Below are 14,822 nucleotides of genomic sequence, written 5' to 3' on the forward strand. Positions count from 1 at the left end.
TTACAAAAACATGATTAAGGTGATGCTATGGAGGAATCGATTCTCATCGGAAAGGACAAGTTCAAGATAAGCGAAGACGAGACTGCCAGGAGAGAACTCAGGGTTGTTAAGGTTCACGACGATGCCATCCAGATCCAGGAGGAAGTCCATGGCATCATAGCCCTCGTTGGCGCGAGCTCCAGCGTCAACATCAAGAAGGAAGAGCTCAAAAACCTCATCAAAGTCGCCAAAGAGAAGTTTGGCTGGACCGACATCTGCGAATGAAAGCTCTTCTTTTTTCATTACCCTTTTGCCGAGTTCTTGTGTATCATCGACGGTGATATTAACGTTTTATAAGCATAAAAGTGATTAAAGCCATCGAGGTGGTTGCCATGGCCATTGGAGAGAAAATAACGATCAGTGTTATAAAGGCCGACATAGGTGGATGGCCTGGACATTCCAGGGTTCATCCTCAGCTTATTGAAGCGGCTGAAGAAGTTCTGGCGAAGGCAAAAGAAGAAGGCACTATAATCGACTTCTACGTGGCTTACGCTGGTGATGATCTCCAGCTCATCATGACTCACAAGAAGGGTGTCGACAGCCCGGATATACACGGGCTCGCATGGAAGGCTTTCGAGGAGGCCACCGAGATCGCCAAGGAGTTCGGCCTTTACGGTGCCGGCCAAGACCTTCTCAAGGACGCTTTCAGCGGCAACATCAGAGGAATGGGTCCTGGCATTGCCGAGATGGAGATTACGCTTAGGAAGAGCGAGCCGATAGTTACATTCCACATGGACAAAACCGAGCCCGGTGCGTTTAACCTGCCGATATTCAGGATGTTTGCAGATCCGTTCAACACCGCGGGCCTTGTCATAGACCCCAACATGCACATGGGCTTCAGGTTTGAAGTCTGGGACATTAAGGAGCACAAGCGTGTTATCCTTAACACTCCAGAGGAAATTTACGACCTCTTAGCTCTCATCGGCGCCAAGAGCCGCTACGTCATCAAGAGGGTCTACCCGAAAGAGGGCCACAAGATAAGCAAGGACGAACCGGTAGCTGTTATCAGCACGGAGAAGCTCTACGAGATAGCCGGCGAGTACGTCGGCAAGGATGACCCAGTTGCCATTGTCAGGGCCCAGAGCGGACTTCCGGCCCTTGGAGAGGTCCTCGAGCCCTTTGCCTTCCCGCACCTCGTCAGCGGCTGGATGCGCGGAAGCCACAACGGACCGATAATGCCAGTCCCAATGCATCAGGCCAATCCGACTAGGTTTGACGGTCCACCAAGGGTTGTTGCCCTTGGCTGGCAGATAAGCCCAGAAGGAAAGCTCGTCGGCCCGGTTGACCTCTTCGACGACCCGGCCTTTGACTACGCCAGGCAGAAGGCTCTCGAGATAACCGAGTACATACGCAGGCACGGGCCTTTCGAGCCCCACAGGCTGCCGCTCGAAGATATGGAGTATACTACTCTTCCGGGAGTCCTCAAGAAGCTTGAGGAGCGCTTTGAGGACATTGAGTGAGCTTTTCTTCTATTATCTCTTCTAAATTTACTACAAAAACCCCCAGCGAACAGTTTTTATACCCCAAACATTCTACTTTCTTGATAGGGTTGGCGGAAGCCTTAAATATTCCCCATATCAAAACTAACACTCAGAGTGATACAAAGAGGTGAGAGTATGAAGTTCACGGTTCTCAGGCTTAACCTGAGTGAAAATAAAGTGGAGAGCGAGGAGCTGGAAAAAGAAGGAATCTATGGAGTTATCGACTATGGACTCGAGCTCCACGAGAGCCTTAGAACTTATGGGCTCAAGCCATATGACCCAGAAAATGTTGTCGTGATGGGAATGGGACCCTTTGCAGGCTCGACACTTCCCGGATCTCACAGGCTAATGTTCTTCTTCCGTTCACCGCTCTATGGAACACTCTTTCCTTCGGCCATGGGTGGAGCGGCCTACGCCTTCAAGAACGTTGGGGTCGACTTCGTCACCTTCGAAGGCAAAGCAGAGAAGCCCGTTGTGGTACTCCTCTACAACGACGGCAAAAACGTCAAAGTCGAGCTTCACGAGATCGAGATTGATAAGGTCATCGAAATCTGGCGCGGCTACAATGAAGAAGAGGGTGTCTATGCTCTCACCCAGTATCTCATTGACACCTTCGGAGAGAGGTTTCAGGACATGGAGTACAGAATAGCAGTCGTCGGTCCAGCGGCTCTGAACACCAACTACGGCGCTATATTCTCTCAAGCGTTGAGGAACGGTAAGAGACTCGTTGGAAGCGAGGACTGGGCCGCCCGCGGTGGTTCTGGAAGCGTTCTCCTCAGGGCACACAACGTGGTCGGCATAATCTTCGGAGGAAAGCCAAAGAAGAAGGCCTTCCCAGAAGAAGACATCTCCAACTTCAAGACCGCCAAGACCATCGTTGAGGGCGTCCACAAGAAGCCATACAACGAGATTATCGGCGAGAAAACAACGAAGTACCGCTTTAACCCGAAGCTCAACACCGGTGGAACCTTCGGTGGAAACTATCCTGCAGAAGGCGACTTCGTCCCGATACTCAACTGGCAGATGCCGTACATACCAAAAGAGGAGCGCATAAGGATCCATGAAAACATCATGAAGCACTACTGGGAGCCCTTTAACGAGGAAGCCATCAAGCCTAAGAACTGGACGACCTGTGGTGAGCCGTGCCCGGTGGTGTGTAAGAAGCACAGAAGGGGCCACCACGTCGAATACGAGCCCTACGAAGCCAACGGCCCGCTCAGCGGAAGCATAAGCCTGAGAGCAAGCGACATAAGCGTCCACGCCGTTGATGCCATGGGCTTCGACGCGATTGAGTTCGGCGGGACTGCAGCGTGGGTCCTTGAACTGGTTCACCGCGGCCTGCTCAAGCCAGAGGAAGTCGGTCTCAGCGGAAAGCCCGAGTTCACCAAGGAGGCCCTTCTTGAGCGCCCGGTCGAGGCGAGTGAGGTCAATGCCAAGCTCGTGGCCGAGTTAGCGCACCGCGTTGCCTTTGCCGAAAACGAGTTAGCGAGGATAATTGGCTTCGGCAAGAGAAAGGCAAGCAAGATACTTGACGAGAAGTTCAAGGACAGGCTCAAGTACGGTGAGAGCTTCAGGGACTACGCGGTCTTCACACCGCTCGGCGAGGACGGTGAGATGACTCCGACAATGTACTGGGCCATAGGCAACTACATCCCGCTGCCGATTCAGGGAAGATACTGGACGTTCTACCAGTTCGGCGTCTTCCTTGAGCCTGAGGAGCTGGCGAACAAGATAATAGCGAGCGCACTCTGGGAGTTCTGGTACGACAACGTTGGCTGGTGCCGCTTCCACAGGGGATGGATGAAGCCCGTCCTCAAGGCACTCTTCATGGACGCCTACGGAGAGAACGTCAACATGGAGGAGCACGCGAAAAAGCAGATAAAGCGCCTCATTGAGTTCGCAAAGAAGGCCGGATACATTCCAGTATTCTGGGACAGCATGCGCGTCATTGACTTGGTCGCTGCTGGCAGTGAGGAGTTCGGCAACGAGAAGTGGGCGAAAAAGTTTAAGATAGATAAGGTTGGCACGGCGAAGGAATACCTTGAAAAAGTGCTCAATGCGTACAGCGAGATGCTTGGTGTGGAGTGGAGGCTCTGACCTTTCATTTTCATCTATTTGTGAAGAAAGACGATTGTCAGCCTTCTATCCCTGTAAACAGGTTTAAATCCAAAAATGTTGGAAAAACAAAAACGTGGGTGGCTAACTATAACCGAGAAGCCTAAGGATATCGAGCGCTAAAAACGTTGCTATCGGATCCCCCTGCTTGGGATTCTCGTAGGGAGCGTAGGAGAAAAAACCGTAGGGACACTTTCTCCGCTCAAGGGCCTTTACTATCTCTTCTTTGCCTTCAACTTTGGCCCCCATTGAATTTAGAGCCAGCAGCGCGTATCTAGTTATTGGCAGAGACCACCACAAGGCGCCGTTTCTGTTGGATTCAATAAACTTCACTGTCTTTCCATCCCTGTAACCGTACCCAAGCTCGTTGAGGATTAAAACTGAGTAAAGCGTTGTTTCGAGCCTAACAATTTTTATTTTGGATATTTTGCTGCCAAATCCACCATCATCATCCCTCAAGTCCAAAACGAAGGAGGTTACAGTTTCTTTCCATGATTCGTCGATTTCAATGCCCAGTTCCCTACTCGTTACAAGCAGATAGTATACATCCTTGAGGAGATAGTGGTTGTGATAAACAGCGGACAGATTCAGGTTGGTGATGAAGTTCTGCAAGCGGGGCTTTACAATCTTCTTAAGATTCTCATTGGGGACACCTAATACCCGTAAGGCTCTGTACTCTGCCCATATTGCACTCGGTTTGTCTTCGTCTGAAAGCTCTGAGAGCAGGTAGTCCTTGACTTTCTCCTCTCTTGGCACTGTAGAGTTCAGAAGTCCAAGGGTCATCACCGAGAAAGCTGTGTCCAACGGGTTCGGTATTATACTGTACGGAATCTCTATGAAACCTCCCAAGGGACTCTCCAAAGACCGCAAGTAACGCACCGTGTCTGTCCCGACTTCTCCCCCAAGATATGTTATCGCTTCCACTGCCCAGTGGGTAGTGTCGATGTACCCCCTTTTGGCCCCATTCGTATCGGAGTACGAACCATCTGAGCACTTGTATTTGGAAATATCGGCCAATATTTCTCTCCTGAGTGTCTCGTTTTTGATGTTTTCTTCCTTCATAAAGCGCGCAAGAGTGTGAAGATCATAAAAGCCAAGGTTATTTACCTCACGGGATGCATCATCAAACACTGTTCTCGCCAGCTCATGCATTCTGGTGTAATTTGGTATCTCCGCAGGGGAATAGCCGGACATCACGAGAAGCTCCCTGAGCTGAAGAAAGTTCCACACAAAATTTAAGGAGTGCTCCGGCTTCAGGGAGAGCCAGAGGGACATGGAAACGTTCTTCGCAAGGGGGGAGTTCAGTAAAATAAGGCTTTTTGCATGCAAGAAAGTCTCGTTTGACTTCTTCATATCTTCAAGGATGAAGTTTTCAATGGTTTCCCTGCTTCCCAGACTCAAATTAAACTCCTTGAGGAGCGTTAACAGGTAATAGACATCAACAACGGAAAAATAATCCTGCCTGTTGTAGATCTCCCCCTCGTAGTCCTTCAAAAATTCCCGGGTTTTCTGGGGATGCGCAGGGCTCAGGTTCAGTAGAGCCAACGTCAGAACCCCGTGGTACGTCGCGTACAGGGTGGGGAGTATCGTAAAAGACACGTCACCGTCCCAGCCGCCCGTAACCGGATCCTGGGCAAGTTCAAGGCGTCTTACCGTCCAGTTCCCCCAGGAAGGGCTTATCACTCCCTGAGCGGTCGGTTTTTCAGTGTGGGGGACTTTTGTTAAGGCCACAATAGCCGCGACGCTCAATAAAATCAAGAGAGAGGAGAGAATTTTTTTCTCATTGTCTCACCTCAAAACGCAGAGGAGTCTACTGCCACGGATGTACTCGTATCGAGACTTCTAAATACACCCTTTTTGACCTCAAATGTTGCTATAGGCTTAGAGCTTACCCTATAAATCCGCACCTTGAAATAATCATAAACCGTTAGTGTCCCGTCGTATGGATGGGATATTGAGTCGTAATTACTGACACTGTCTTCTCCAAAAGAACCATCTATTGAAACCCATGAACTACCGCCGGACACTTGAATCGATAGTCCCGGTGGAAGCGAGATAGTAACCCCTATGCTCCAACCGTCAGTGTATGTTTCTCCGTAGAACGACAATTTGTTGATCAACTTGATGCTCTTACAGTTGTATTGGTAGGTAATGTAAGGTGGATATTCCATGATTGCTGTACTATAGGCATAGTGATACACGCTAAAGTCTACAGTTTCCACTGGATCGTAATAGTCTATTCTAAATCTAGCAGAGAGTGCTGCACCTACCGATAGTTTTATTTTCTTGTTATCGTTTAGTTTAAGAGTTGTAACCCTGTAATTATAGTCAGATTTAGTTATGACATTTCCATAGTTACTCTCTATTGTCACGTCATTCCATTTGTTCAAAACGCGCTTTACCATCAGTTGATTGACTTTTTCTAATATATCACCCCTACCCACTTCCGAAGTTTGCCCTATAATTATCATTCCGTTGCTCATCTTTCTCAGTGGAACATTCACTCCATCAACCGTAATTTTCTCGTTGGTACTAATCTTTTCTGAAGCCTCTGGCGCTGGATACTGCTCTGCGTATACTGCCCTTCCTAAGGTTCCAACCATCAGCAGTCCAATTAGGACTGCTAGTAATGGCTTCCATCGCAAGTTGCTCACCTCATATAAGTTTCTGCATTACCACTTAAACAACTTGTCTTTATAAGTTTTTCCTTTTACTATAAGTAAATTTTCTTTGTTTTTTTTCGAGTACAAATTTTTTCAGACTCAATTTTTACTCTTAGAATGAACGAAAAGAAAGCAGAGTAAAGGGGTTGCATAGTCATGCAATAGCTAAACCCTTATATTCTCCCTCTTCCTCAGCTTTTCAGGTGAGATAGAATGAGGGCAGTGGTTATAGGCTCCGGAATCGGCGGACTACTAACCGCATCATTCCTGGCTAAAAACGGTTACGAAGTTACCCTTCTTGAAAAAGCACCCTACATCGGGGGGAGATGTACAAACCTAAACTACAAAGGCTTCGGTCTCTCAACCGGAGCGTTCCACATGATACCCCACGGCGAAGATGGTCCTCTGGCCCATCTCCTTAAGCTCCTCGGTGCAGATGTTCAAATCGTGAACTCCAATCCAAAGGGCATGATCTTCTACGAGGGGAGAACCTTCTCCTACCGTGATGGCTGGAAATATCTCAGCCTCACTGAGAAGGCTAAAGCGACAAAGCTCCTGCTTGACATCAAGCGCGGGAAGCTGCCCCATAGAGAAGAAGCCGAGATGAGCGGCCGCGAGTGGATACGCGAGAGGGTTGGTGACAACGAGTTCGTTGACCTCTTCATCAAAAGCTTCCTCGGCTGGGCCGACAGCGTTCTGGACGTTCCAGCGATAGAGCTTGCCAAGGAGATAAAGGCCGCTTTGAGATGGGGCGGGCCTGGCTTAGTCAAGGGCGGCTGTAAGTCAATACCTGAGGCCCTCTCCGCGATAATCCGCATGAACGGCGGAAGGATACTCACAAAGAAGAAGGCGATCGAGGTTGACCACGAGGCCAAGAAAGTAATCACCGCCGATAACGAAGAGCTTACCTACGACGTGCTCATCTCCAACGTCGGGATAAAGGAGACGGTAAGCCTCATCGGAAGGGATGCCTTCGATAAAGACTACCTCAAGCGGGTCGATTCTCTCAAGCCCAGCGAGGGAATAAAGTACAACGTCGCTTTGAAGGGAGAGACCAGGATTGGAAACACTGTCGTCTTCACCCTCGACACAGAGAGGATAAACGGCTACAACGAGCCGAGCTCGATAAATCCAGAGCTCGCTAAAGATGGCCACACCCTGATAATGCTCCACCACGCTTTGCAGAGCAGAAACGTCAAGGCCGAGCAGAAGAAGGGCATCGAGGACATCCACAGAATCTTTCCGAACCTTGACAAGGAGGGCGAGATACTGCTCGTTCAGACCTACCTCGGCGGGAACCCCGTGAACCGCGTAGCGAGTGGCCAGCTCGTCGAAGACTTCCCTATAAGAGATATTTACGTCGTCGGTGACGCCTACAAGATGCCAGGTGGAATAGAGGTTGACGGCATAGCCCTAGGGGTCATGAGGACGCTCGAAAAGCTCGGCCTCGAAAGCTTCTCCGAGTGGTATCTGTGAGCTTTCTTTCATTTTGTAAACATTTCCTAGAAAGTTCCGAAGCTTTTTCTAATGCACAAGGCTGAAGACTAAGGAACGCTTTTATTCCTTGAGACAAAGTTATGCATGGAGGTGAGGCCTATGAAGAGGGTAGTTATAGCTCTCGGCGGGAACGCGATTCTTCAGCGAGGTCAAAAGGGCACTTACGAGGAACAGATGACGAACGTCATGAAGACCGCAAAGCAAATCGTCGATATAATCCTCGATGGCGATTATGAGGTTGTAATCACCCATGGAAACGGCCCCCAGATTGGTGCCCTTCTCCTCCATATGGATGCTGGACAGCAGATTCACGGTATCCCAGCCCAGCCCATGGACGTTGCCGGAGCGATGACTCAGGGCCAGATAGGATACATGATCCAGCAGGCGATAAGAAACGAGCTAAAGAGGAGGGGCGTGGAGAGGCCCGTCGCCACCATAGTCACCCAGACGCTCGTTGACAAAAACGACCCGGCTTTCCAGAACCCGAGCAAGCCAGTCGGTCCGTTCTACGATGAGGAGACGGCAAAGAGGCTTGCAAAGGAGAAGGGCTGGACGGTCATCGAAGATTCCGGAAGGGGCTGGAGGCGCGTTGTGCCGAGTCCGGACCCGATAGGTCACGTCGAGACCCCTGTGATTCAGGATCTAGTTGAGAAGGGATTCATAGTCATAGCCAGCGGCGGCGGTGGCGTTCCCGTTATCGAGGAGGATGGAATGCTCAAGGGAGTTGAGGCCGTCATAGACAAAGACCTTGCCGGAGAGAAGCTCGCAGAAGAGGTAAACGCCGACATCTTCATGATTCTAACCGACGTGAACGGTGCGGCGATAAACTACGGAAAGCCCGACGAGAAGTGGCTCGGAAGAGTTACCGTCGAAGAGCTCAAGCGCTACTATAATGAGGGCCACTTCAAGAAGGGCAGCATGGGGCCAAAGGTTCTCGCCGCTATACGCTTCGTCGAGTGGGGCGGCGAGAGGGCGGTTATAGCCGCGCTGGATAAGGCCGTGGAAGCGCTTGAAGGCAAAACCGGGACTCAGGTCATAAAGGGCTGAACCAAAGCCTATAAATATCTCTTCTTCCTTCTCTATTCGGTGGTAACATGGCTGATGCAACAACTGGATTCTTCGGCTCGCTCCTGTGGTGGCTGTTCTTTCTCTACCTGCTCCTCTGGCCCCAGATGCAGTACAGGGGGCTGCAGATGGCAAGGGCTAGAATACTGCAGAGGCTCTCCAGAAAACGCGGCTCAACGGTCATAACGATGATACACAGACAGGAGAGCGTTGGGCTCTTCGGAATCCCGTTCTACAAGTTCATAAGCATCGAGGACAGCGAGGAAATTCTCAGGGCCATTAGGATGGCGCCGAAGGACAAGCCAATTGATCTGATAATCCACACCCCAGGAGGCCTCGTGCTAGCGGCAACCCAGATAGCCAGAGCATTGAAGGATCATCCAGCGGAGACGAGGGTCATAGTACCCCACTATGCTATGAGCGGAGGAACACTCATAGCGCTCGCGGCTGACAAAATAATAATGGATCCGCACGCGGTTCTTGGACCTGTTGACCCACAGCTTGGCCAATATCCAGGGCCGAGCATAGTTAGAGCCGTCGAGAAGAAAGGCCCCGACAAGGTGGATGATCAGACCCTGATTCTGGCGGATGTGGCTGAAAAGGCCATAAAGCAGGTCAGAGACCTTGTCTTCGACCTCTTGAAAGACCGCTATGGAGAGGAAAAGGCTAAAGAACTCGCCCAAATACTGACCGAGGGCAGGTGGACTCATGACTATCCGATAACATACGAACATGCCAAGGAACTCGGTCTCCACGTCGAGACAGGCGTCCCTGAGGAAGTGTATGCTCTTATGGAGCTCTATAAGCAGCCAATGAAGCAGCGGGGTACTGTTGAGTTTATGCCGTACACCCAAAAGGGTGAGAACCCCTAAAGGCTTCATTTTTCCTTTACTTCCATTCCTTTTTTGAACCAGTCTCAAAGTTTTAGCCAAAAAGTTTTTATTTACTCTCGCCGTTCACCTACCAGATGTCTTGGAGTAAGTTTACAGACTGTTCTAAAAAGAGGGAAGGGGAAGAGAGATGCAAGTGAAAGTGGACCCAGAGGAAATTAAGAGGATCAAGAGGGAGATTGAGGCCCTGGAAAAGGAGAGAAACGAGATAAGGGCCAAACTTGAGGAACTCGAAAAAGAGCTTCAAATCTGGATTCAAAAACGAGATGAGAAGAATAACGAGGTAAAAGGGCTCCGCCAAAAAGGCAGGGAGTATAAAGCCAAGAGGGATGAAATCAACCAGCAGATTCAGGAGCTGAAGAAGAACCGCGAGGAAATCAACGCGAAGCTCGACCTCCTCTACCAGGAGATACTCGAGTACAGGACCAAGAGGGACGAGTACAACCAGCTCAGAAGACTCAAGATGCCACCCGAGAAGATACAGGAGCGCATAGAGAAGCTTGAATGGGAGCTCCAGACCAACCCGAACATAACCCCAGAGCGCGAGAAGCAGATCGTCGACCAGATTCAGGTTCTCGCAACCGAGCTCGAGATAATACAGCAGGCTGGGAGGTTCCACAACAAGCTCGTCGAGACTAGGAAGAAGGTCGACCAGCTCAAGAAGGCAAGGAGAGCCATCAGCATGGAGATCCAGAAGCTAGCCAATCAGAGCCAGCAGTTCCACGAGCAGATGATAAAGGCCTTCAACCAGGCTGACGAGGTCAAGAAGGAGGCCGACGAGTACCACCAGAAGGTCGTCGAGCTCCGCGAAAAGATCAAGGAAGTCAGGAAGGAGCTCCGCGAGATCGAGAGGAAGATAAGGGAGTACGACGAGAAGCACAAGGAGCTCATTGCCTACAGACTCGTCGCCAGGATGCGCGCCAAGAAGGACGCCAGCTTCGAGAAGGCGGTTGAGGCACTCGAGAAGTTCAAGCGCGGCGAGAAGCTCACGCTGGACGAGCTGCTGCTCCTCCAGAGGTACAACCTCGTCTGAGGCCTGACCATGGAGGTACTCAGGCACGAAGGCCCTGGAAGGCTGGGTCTCGTAAGGCTGGGAGAGTACTCCTTCAGAACTCCAGCTTTGGCAGGGGTAGATTTTACCCTCTCCCCGTTCAATTCCTTCTTCCACCCCAAAGAGCCGGGTGATTATGACTTCAACCTTGCTCCGGCAATACCTCTCGGCTTCTACACGCCGGACGAGGTTATCCAGAAGGCCATAGGAAGGCTCTGGAGCATAAATTATGAAGGATTCAACGCATTCTATCTGCCCGCACTCCGCCGGATGGAATACCTCCCCGAGTTCTTCAAAATAATCGAGCGCTATGGCTTTGAGGCAGTTTACCTCGGCAACTCGAAGATTCTTATCAGGGAATACCGCTACTTCGTGAGAATTTTAAGGGAAATCCGCGAGAGGTTTCCCAACATCATGATAATCGCCGATTTGGAACCATTCTTCTATCCACTGGCGGTTTATCTCGGTGTTGATGCCTTCGACACCCGTTCGCTCAAGCTCTACGACTTTGCGGGCAAGGCCTTCACCCAGTACAGCCCCTTCATCTGGAAGGAAGGCGGGAACTCCCTTGACTTCGCCCGTGAGACAATCCTTCTCGTCAGAAAGGCCCTCGAAGAAGGCAAGCTCCGCTATCTGGTTGAGAACTTCTTCCCGACGCAGTACAACGCGGGCATTCTCAGAATAGCCGATCTGGAGCACGGCGATTACCTCGAAAAATACACACCGATCCAGAAGGAGACGGTCTACTTCATCAGCGACGCCTCGATAAGGAGGCCTGAGGTAAAGCGCTGGCACTCCCGCGTGGTTGAGCGCTTCGTCCCGCCGAAAAACACCGAGATACTTCTCCTCTTCCCCTGCTCGGCCAAGAAGCCCTATTCATTCTCGCGCTCCCACACGCTCTACCGCAAAGCTGTGAAAGAGGCGCTCGGCTCTGGCATTGCCAAAGTCCACGAGCTTATCCTTACCTCACCCTTCGGCGTCGTCCCGAGGGAGTGGGAGTGGCTGGCCAAGTACGACATAGTCGTCACCGGCCACTGGAGTGAGGAAGAGATCAAACCAGCGGCAGAGCTCCTCGCGAAGACGCTGGAGAAGTACCCGAAGGACGTTCCGATAATAGCCCACCTCGACGAGGCCTACGTCGAGATAGCCAAGATGGCCGCTGAAATGACAGGCAGGGAGATAATCTTCACCCGTGTTGAGAACGGGACCACGAGCAAGGAAAGTCTCAGGTCACTGACTGAAACCCTTAGAGAGTTCGAGCTTGAGGGAACAAAGGAGGACAGGACATACCGCTACTTCGAGGGCATAAGGAAGGTCTTTGACTTCTATTTTGGTATTGGCGCTGGAGAGGCCGTCCTGCCGGATAAAGGCCAGGTTAAGGGCTCCAAGATGCTTCGCCTCTTCGTCGACGGCCAGCAGACGGGAACTTATAAGGATGGCGTGATAAGCGTGACGCCCTTCGGCATGCAGAGGGTTTATGATGCAACCAAGTCCTACTGGGTGAAAATAGACTTTGACCTTCGCGGTGATGTCTTCGCAGTGGGTGTTGGCGAGGCCGATGAGAGGATCCGCCCAGGTGATATAGTAGGTATTGTCAGGGACGAGAAAGTCGTCGGTGTCGGCAAGGCCGTCCTCAGTGGCGAGGAGATGGTCAGGGCCAAGAAGGGCGTTGCCGTGAAGGTAAGGAAGAGGGCCTGATTAAAGGAAATAAAGAGCACCCTCTTTTAGGAATTCATAACGATTAAATTTGAGTTCTCTTCGTTCATAGTTTATGAGTCTGTGAGATAAATGCACAGGAGCAGGTAATTTCATTTTATCTGGGTTCTCTGGCTGTGAATAGTTCAATTTTGTGAGTTTTGTTATTGTCATTATGTCCTCCCGAGAAATGACATTTTTAGATATCTTTCCTCGTGCTACGAAATACGTGTTTCCAAGTTTCAATGGGACTTTAAGATAATTTGTGAAATAGTGGGCAGTTAGATAATAGGTATCACCAATCTTAAAGTAGTAATTATGGCGTGGACTCTTGACAGTGTGTTCTTTATAGTTTTCCCAGAAAAAGCGCACTAATGGTCTTTTTAAGATTTCAATTATCGTGAACCTATAGTTGTATTTTCGAGAAATCTCCTTAAATTGTTCAAGTTCTCCTCCTGGGACTTTTCCATCTCTTAAGAACAATATGTCGGCGTATCCTTTCCTATTTAATATTGCTGCGGCTTCTTGTTGAATATTTCCGATGAGATAGTTAATATTGGCTGTTTCGCTACTGGACTGTGGAGAAGTTATTGGTATAATCTTGAGAACTTGTCCATTTTTATTTTGTACTACTGCAGCCCCAGAAATACCGTAGTATCGCCCACTTTTATCCATTTCCCGGGTTACATCCAGTCCAATTATAAAGTCATAGTTAAGATTATCGAGAGAATAGAAATAAATGCCAAATGCATAAAGTGCTTGTAGTATCATGCTTTCAATGAGTTTCTTTTGGTCTTTAGATGGATCACGCAAATTGTTTATGTTAATTGCTTTATGGAGAATTCCATTGTTAAAAAAGAAGCCCTTAATTTTATCGAATTGCTCTTGCCTCATATCCGGGATTAGCGTTATTGCAAGGTGGTAGTCATATTCAACTCCCTTTTTGGAATGTATCCTTGTAAATGCGCTCTCGATTAAGTTCTCATAGTTTACAGGTATTCTACTAATAATGTCAATGGCTGAGGGAAGACTAAGACCTTCATTAACTTTCCTGAGGAATGTAAAATATTCTGAGAGCCTTTTTATTGTGCTGTCCACACTCTTTATTAAGTTCTGGATAACCTTAAGACTTTCAGAGTTCTCCCGATATTTTGCTGGGTATAAAATGTACACTCCAATAGTTTTATCTCGCAGAAATTCTGGTGATTGGATAGGAATTATTAATTCAGAAATATCATCGAAAGGGGTGTTAGTGAACAGCCAATTAAAAGTCCCCTTAATATTGTAATATGGTTGGATCGTCTTTTCTGTAATTGTTTTGTTTTTAAGGAATACTGCCTTGTAACTAATTGTTCGTTCATCAATTTTAAATGCTGGAAAAATTGCTCGCCCGGGGTATTTTGTAGAGTCGTATATTATATCGGCAACCAACTTTTTTGCGATGTTAAGGGCTTTTATGAATTCGTTTGATCTATAGATCTCTCTCAAAATTTCTTTGTTTATCGGCCGAATTAATTTTGTCCTTGCAGAATGGTATGATAAATATTTTCCCCGTGTTTGACTCCTGAAAATGATATTATAGTCATCTGGATACTTAGAGTCATCAATGGGACCAAGTTCTGTTTTCTTAGTGAAATATTCGTTAATCCGCTCCAGTTCTTGCTGGTATCTATCTGGATCCTTAGTTTTCAATATAATTTCCACAACCCTATGTCCCGGAGGTAGAGGGACGTCTTTTCTGGAGGTTTGTATTTTCCATTTAGGGTCTTTTAAGAGATTGTGTACTAGCTCCTTAACAGTTATCTTTCCCTCGATCAGCAGTTCCATAATTGTATGATTTTCAATTATCTTGTACTTTGGTAGAGTGACGAGATAAAAATGCTGCCCGTCATACTCAACTGTCACTAAAAATTTACGTATGATACTTCTTTCGGAATTAATGCTTTTCACGACCTCTCTATGCCCACGAATGTCACGCAGATATCCTTCTGCGTTAAGGATATTGAGTACTAATTTAGTTTTGTTTTCTTTCGACAGTTCAGAAAAACTAAATGCTCTGACTTCTTTCATATCATCTGGATAATGATTTTGCAGCAGACTTTCCTTTCCCACTACCCATGCACTGTTAGTCATCTCATCGTAGTTTAGAATGATACCCCCAATCTTTTGTATCTCACTATACGCTTCTTCGGGGTTAGAAGGCATATTGGTGACTCGAGCAACGATAATATCGGATAATATGTCTTGGATTAACTCATCTTTTAGGCGGTACATATTACCTTGATAAAAAGTCTGTTTCTCCATAGCATCACCATATGAATTCCCT

At 48.6% G+C, this 14,822-nt stretch carries 11 protein-coding genes; 8 read left to right on the top strand and 3 right to left on the bottom strand.

The genetic code is table 11. The features are described 5' to 3' along the window. The first annotated feature begins 27 nt into the window (after positions 1 to 27). The 3 genes from TON_RS07630 to gor all read left to right on the top strand — a co-directional run bounded on the left by TON_RS07630 (position 28) and on the right by gor (position 3,617). Positions 28 to 264 (top strand): hypothetical protein, encoded by a 237-nt coding sequence (locus TON_RS07630; protein ID WP_012572458.1) that lies wholly within the window; start codon positions 28 to 30, stop codon positions 262 to 264. Positions 265 to 371: 107 nt separating this feature from the next. Further along, a complete protein-coding gene (gene fbp, locus TON_RS07635) occupies positions 372 to 1,499 on the top strand; it encodes a fructose-1,6-bisphosphate aldolase/phosphatase (protein WP_012572459.1) in 1,128 nt (375 codons plus the stop codon). Between the two features lie 156 nt (positions 1,500 to 1,655). After that, positions 1,656 to 3,617: a glyceraldehyde-3-phosphate:ferredoxin oxidoreductase gene (gene gor / locus TON_RS07640; RefSeq protein WP_012572460.1), complete on the top strand. Its 1,962-nt coding sequence runs from the start codon at positions 1,656 to 1,658 to the stop codon at positions 3,615 to 3,617. Between the two features lie 102 nt (positions 3,618 to 3,719). On the opposite strand, the gene TON_RS07645 is transcribed toward gor, so the two are convergent. Beyond that, on the bottom strand, positions 3,720 to 5,384 hold the full coding sequence (locus TON_RS07645; RefSeq protein ID WP_148202380.1) for a prenyltransferase/squalene oxidase repeat-containing protein: 1,665 nt from the start codon (positions 5,382 to 5,384) through the stop codon (positions 3,720 to 3,722). A 44-nt stretch (positions 5,385 to 5,428) separates the two neighbouring features. Continuing rightward, positions 5,429 to 6,280 (bottom strand): hypothetical protein, encoded by an 852-nt coding sequence (locus TON_RS07650; RefSeq protein WP_012572462.1) that lies wholly within the window; start codon positions 6,278 to 6,280, stop codon positions 5,429 to 5,431. Positions 6,281 to 6,511: 231 nt separating this feature from the next. Here TON_RS07650 and TON_RS07655 point away from each other — a divergent pair, with 231 nt between their 5' ends. The 5 genes from TON_RS07655 (at position 6,512) to arcS (ending at position 12,499) form a co-directional block, all read left to right on the top strand. After that, positions 6,512 to 7,774 (top strand): phytoene desaturase family protein, encoded by a 1,263-nt coding sequence (locus TON_RS07655; RefSeq protein WP_012572463.1) that lies wholly within the window; start codon positions 6,512 to 6,514, stop codon positions 7,772 to 7,774. A 120-nt stretch (positions 7,775 to 7,894) separates the two neighbouring features. After that, positions 7,895 to 8,842, top strand: coding sequence for a carbamate kinase (gene arcC / locus TON_RS07660; RefSeq protein ID WP_012572464.1), 948 nt, complete (start codon positions 7,895 to 7,897; stop codon positions 8,840 to 8,842). A gap of 47 nt (positions 8,843 to 8,889) precedes the next feature. Next, a complete protein-coding gene (locus TON_RS07665) occupies positions 8,890 to 9,732 on the top strand; it encodes an SDH family Clp fold serine proteinase (protein WP_012572465.1) in 843 nt (280 codons plus the stop codon). A 148-nt stretch (positions 9,733 to 9,880) separates the two neighbouring features. After that, a complete protein-coding gene (locus TON_RS07670) occupies positions 9,881 to 10,783 on the top strand; it encodes a coiled-coil protein (RefSeq protein ID WP_012572466.1) in 903 nt (300 codons plus the stop codon). 9 nt (positions 10,784 to 10,792) lie between these two features. Further along, positions 10,793 to 12,499 (top strand): archaeosine synthase subunit alpha, encoded by a 1,707-nt coding sequence (arcS, locus tag TON_RS07675; RefSeq protein ID WP_012572467.1) that lies wholly within the window; start codon positions 10,793 to 10,795, stop codon positions 12,497 to 12,499. Here the strand turns inward: arcS and TON_RS07680 are convergent, their stop codons facing one another. Beyond that, on the bottom strand, positions 12,500 to 14,800 hold the full coding sequence (locus TON_RS07680; RefSeq protein ID WP_012572468.1) for a Piwi domain-containing protein: 2,301 nt from the start codon (positions 14,798 to 14,800) through the stop codon (positions 12,500 to 12,502). It lies immediately after the preceding gene. Between the last annotated feature and the right edge of the window lie 22 nt (positions 14,801 to 14,822).

The organism is Thermococcus onnurineus NA1, from assembly GCF_000018365.1.
GTDB classification, from domain to species: domain Archaea; phylum Methanobacteriota_B; class Thermococci; order Thermococcales; family Thermococcaceae; genus Thermococcus; species Thermococcus onnurineus.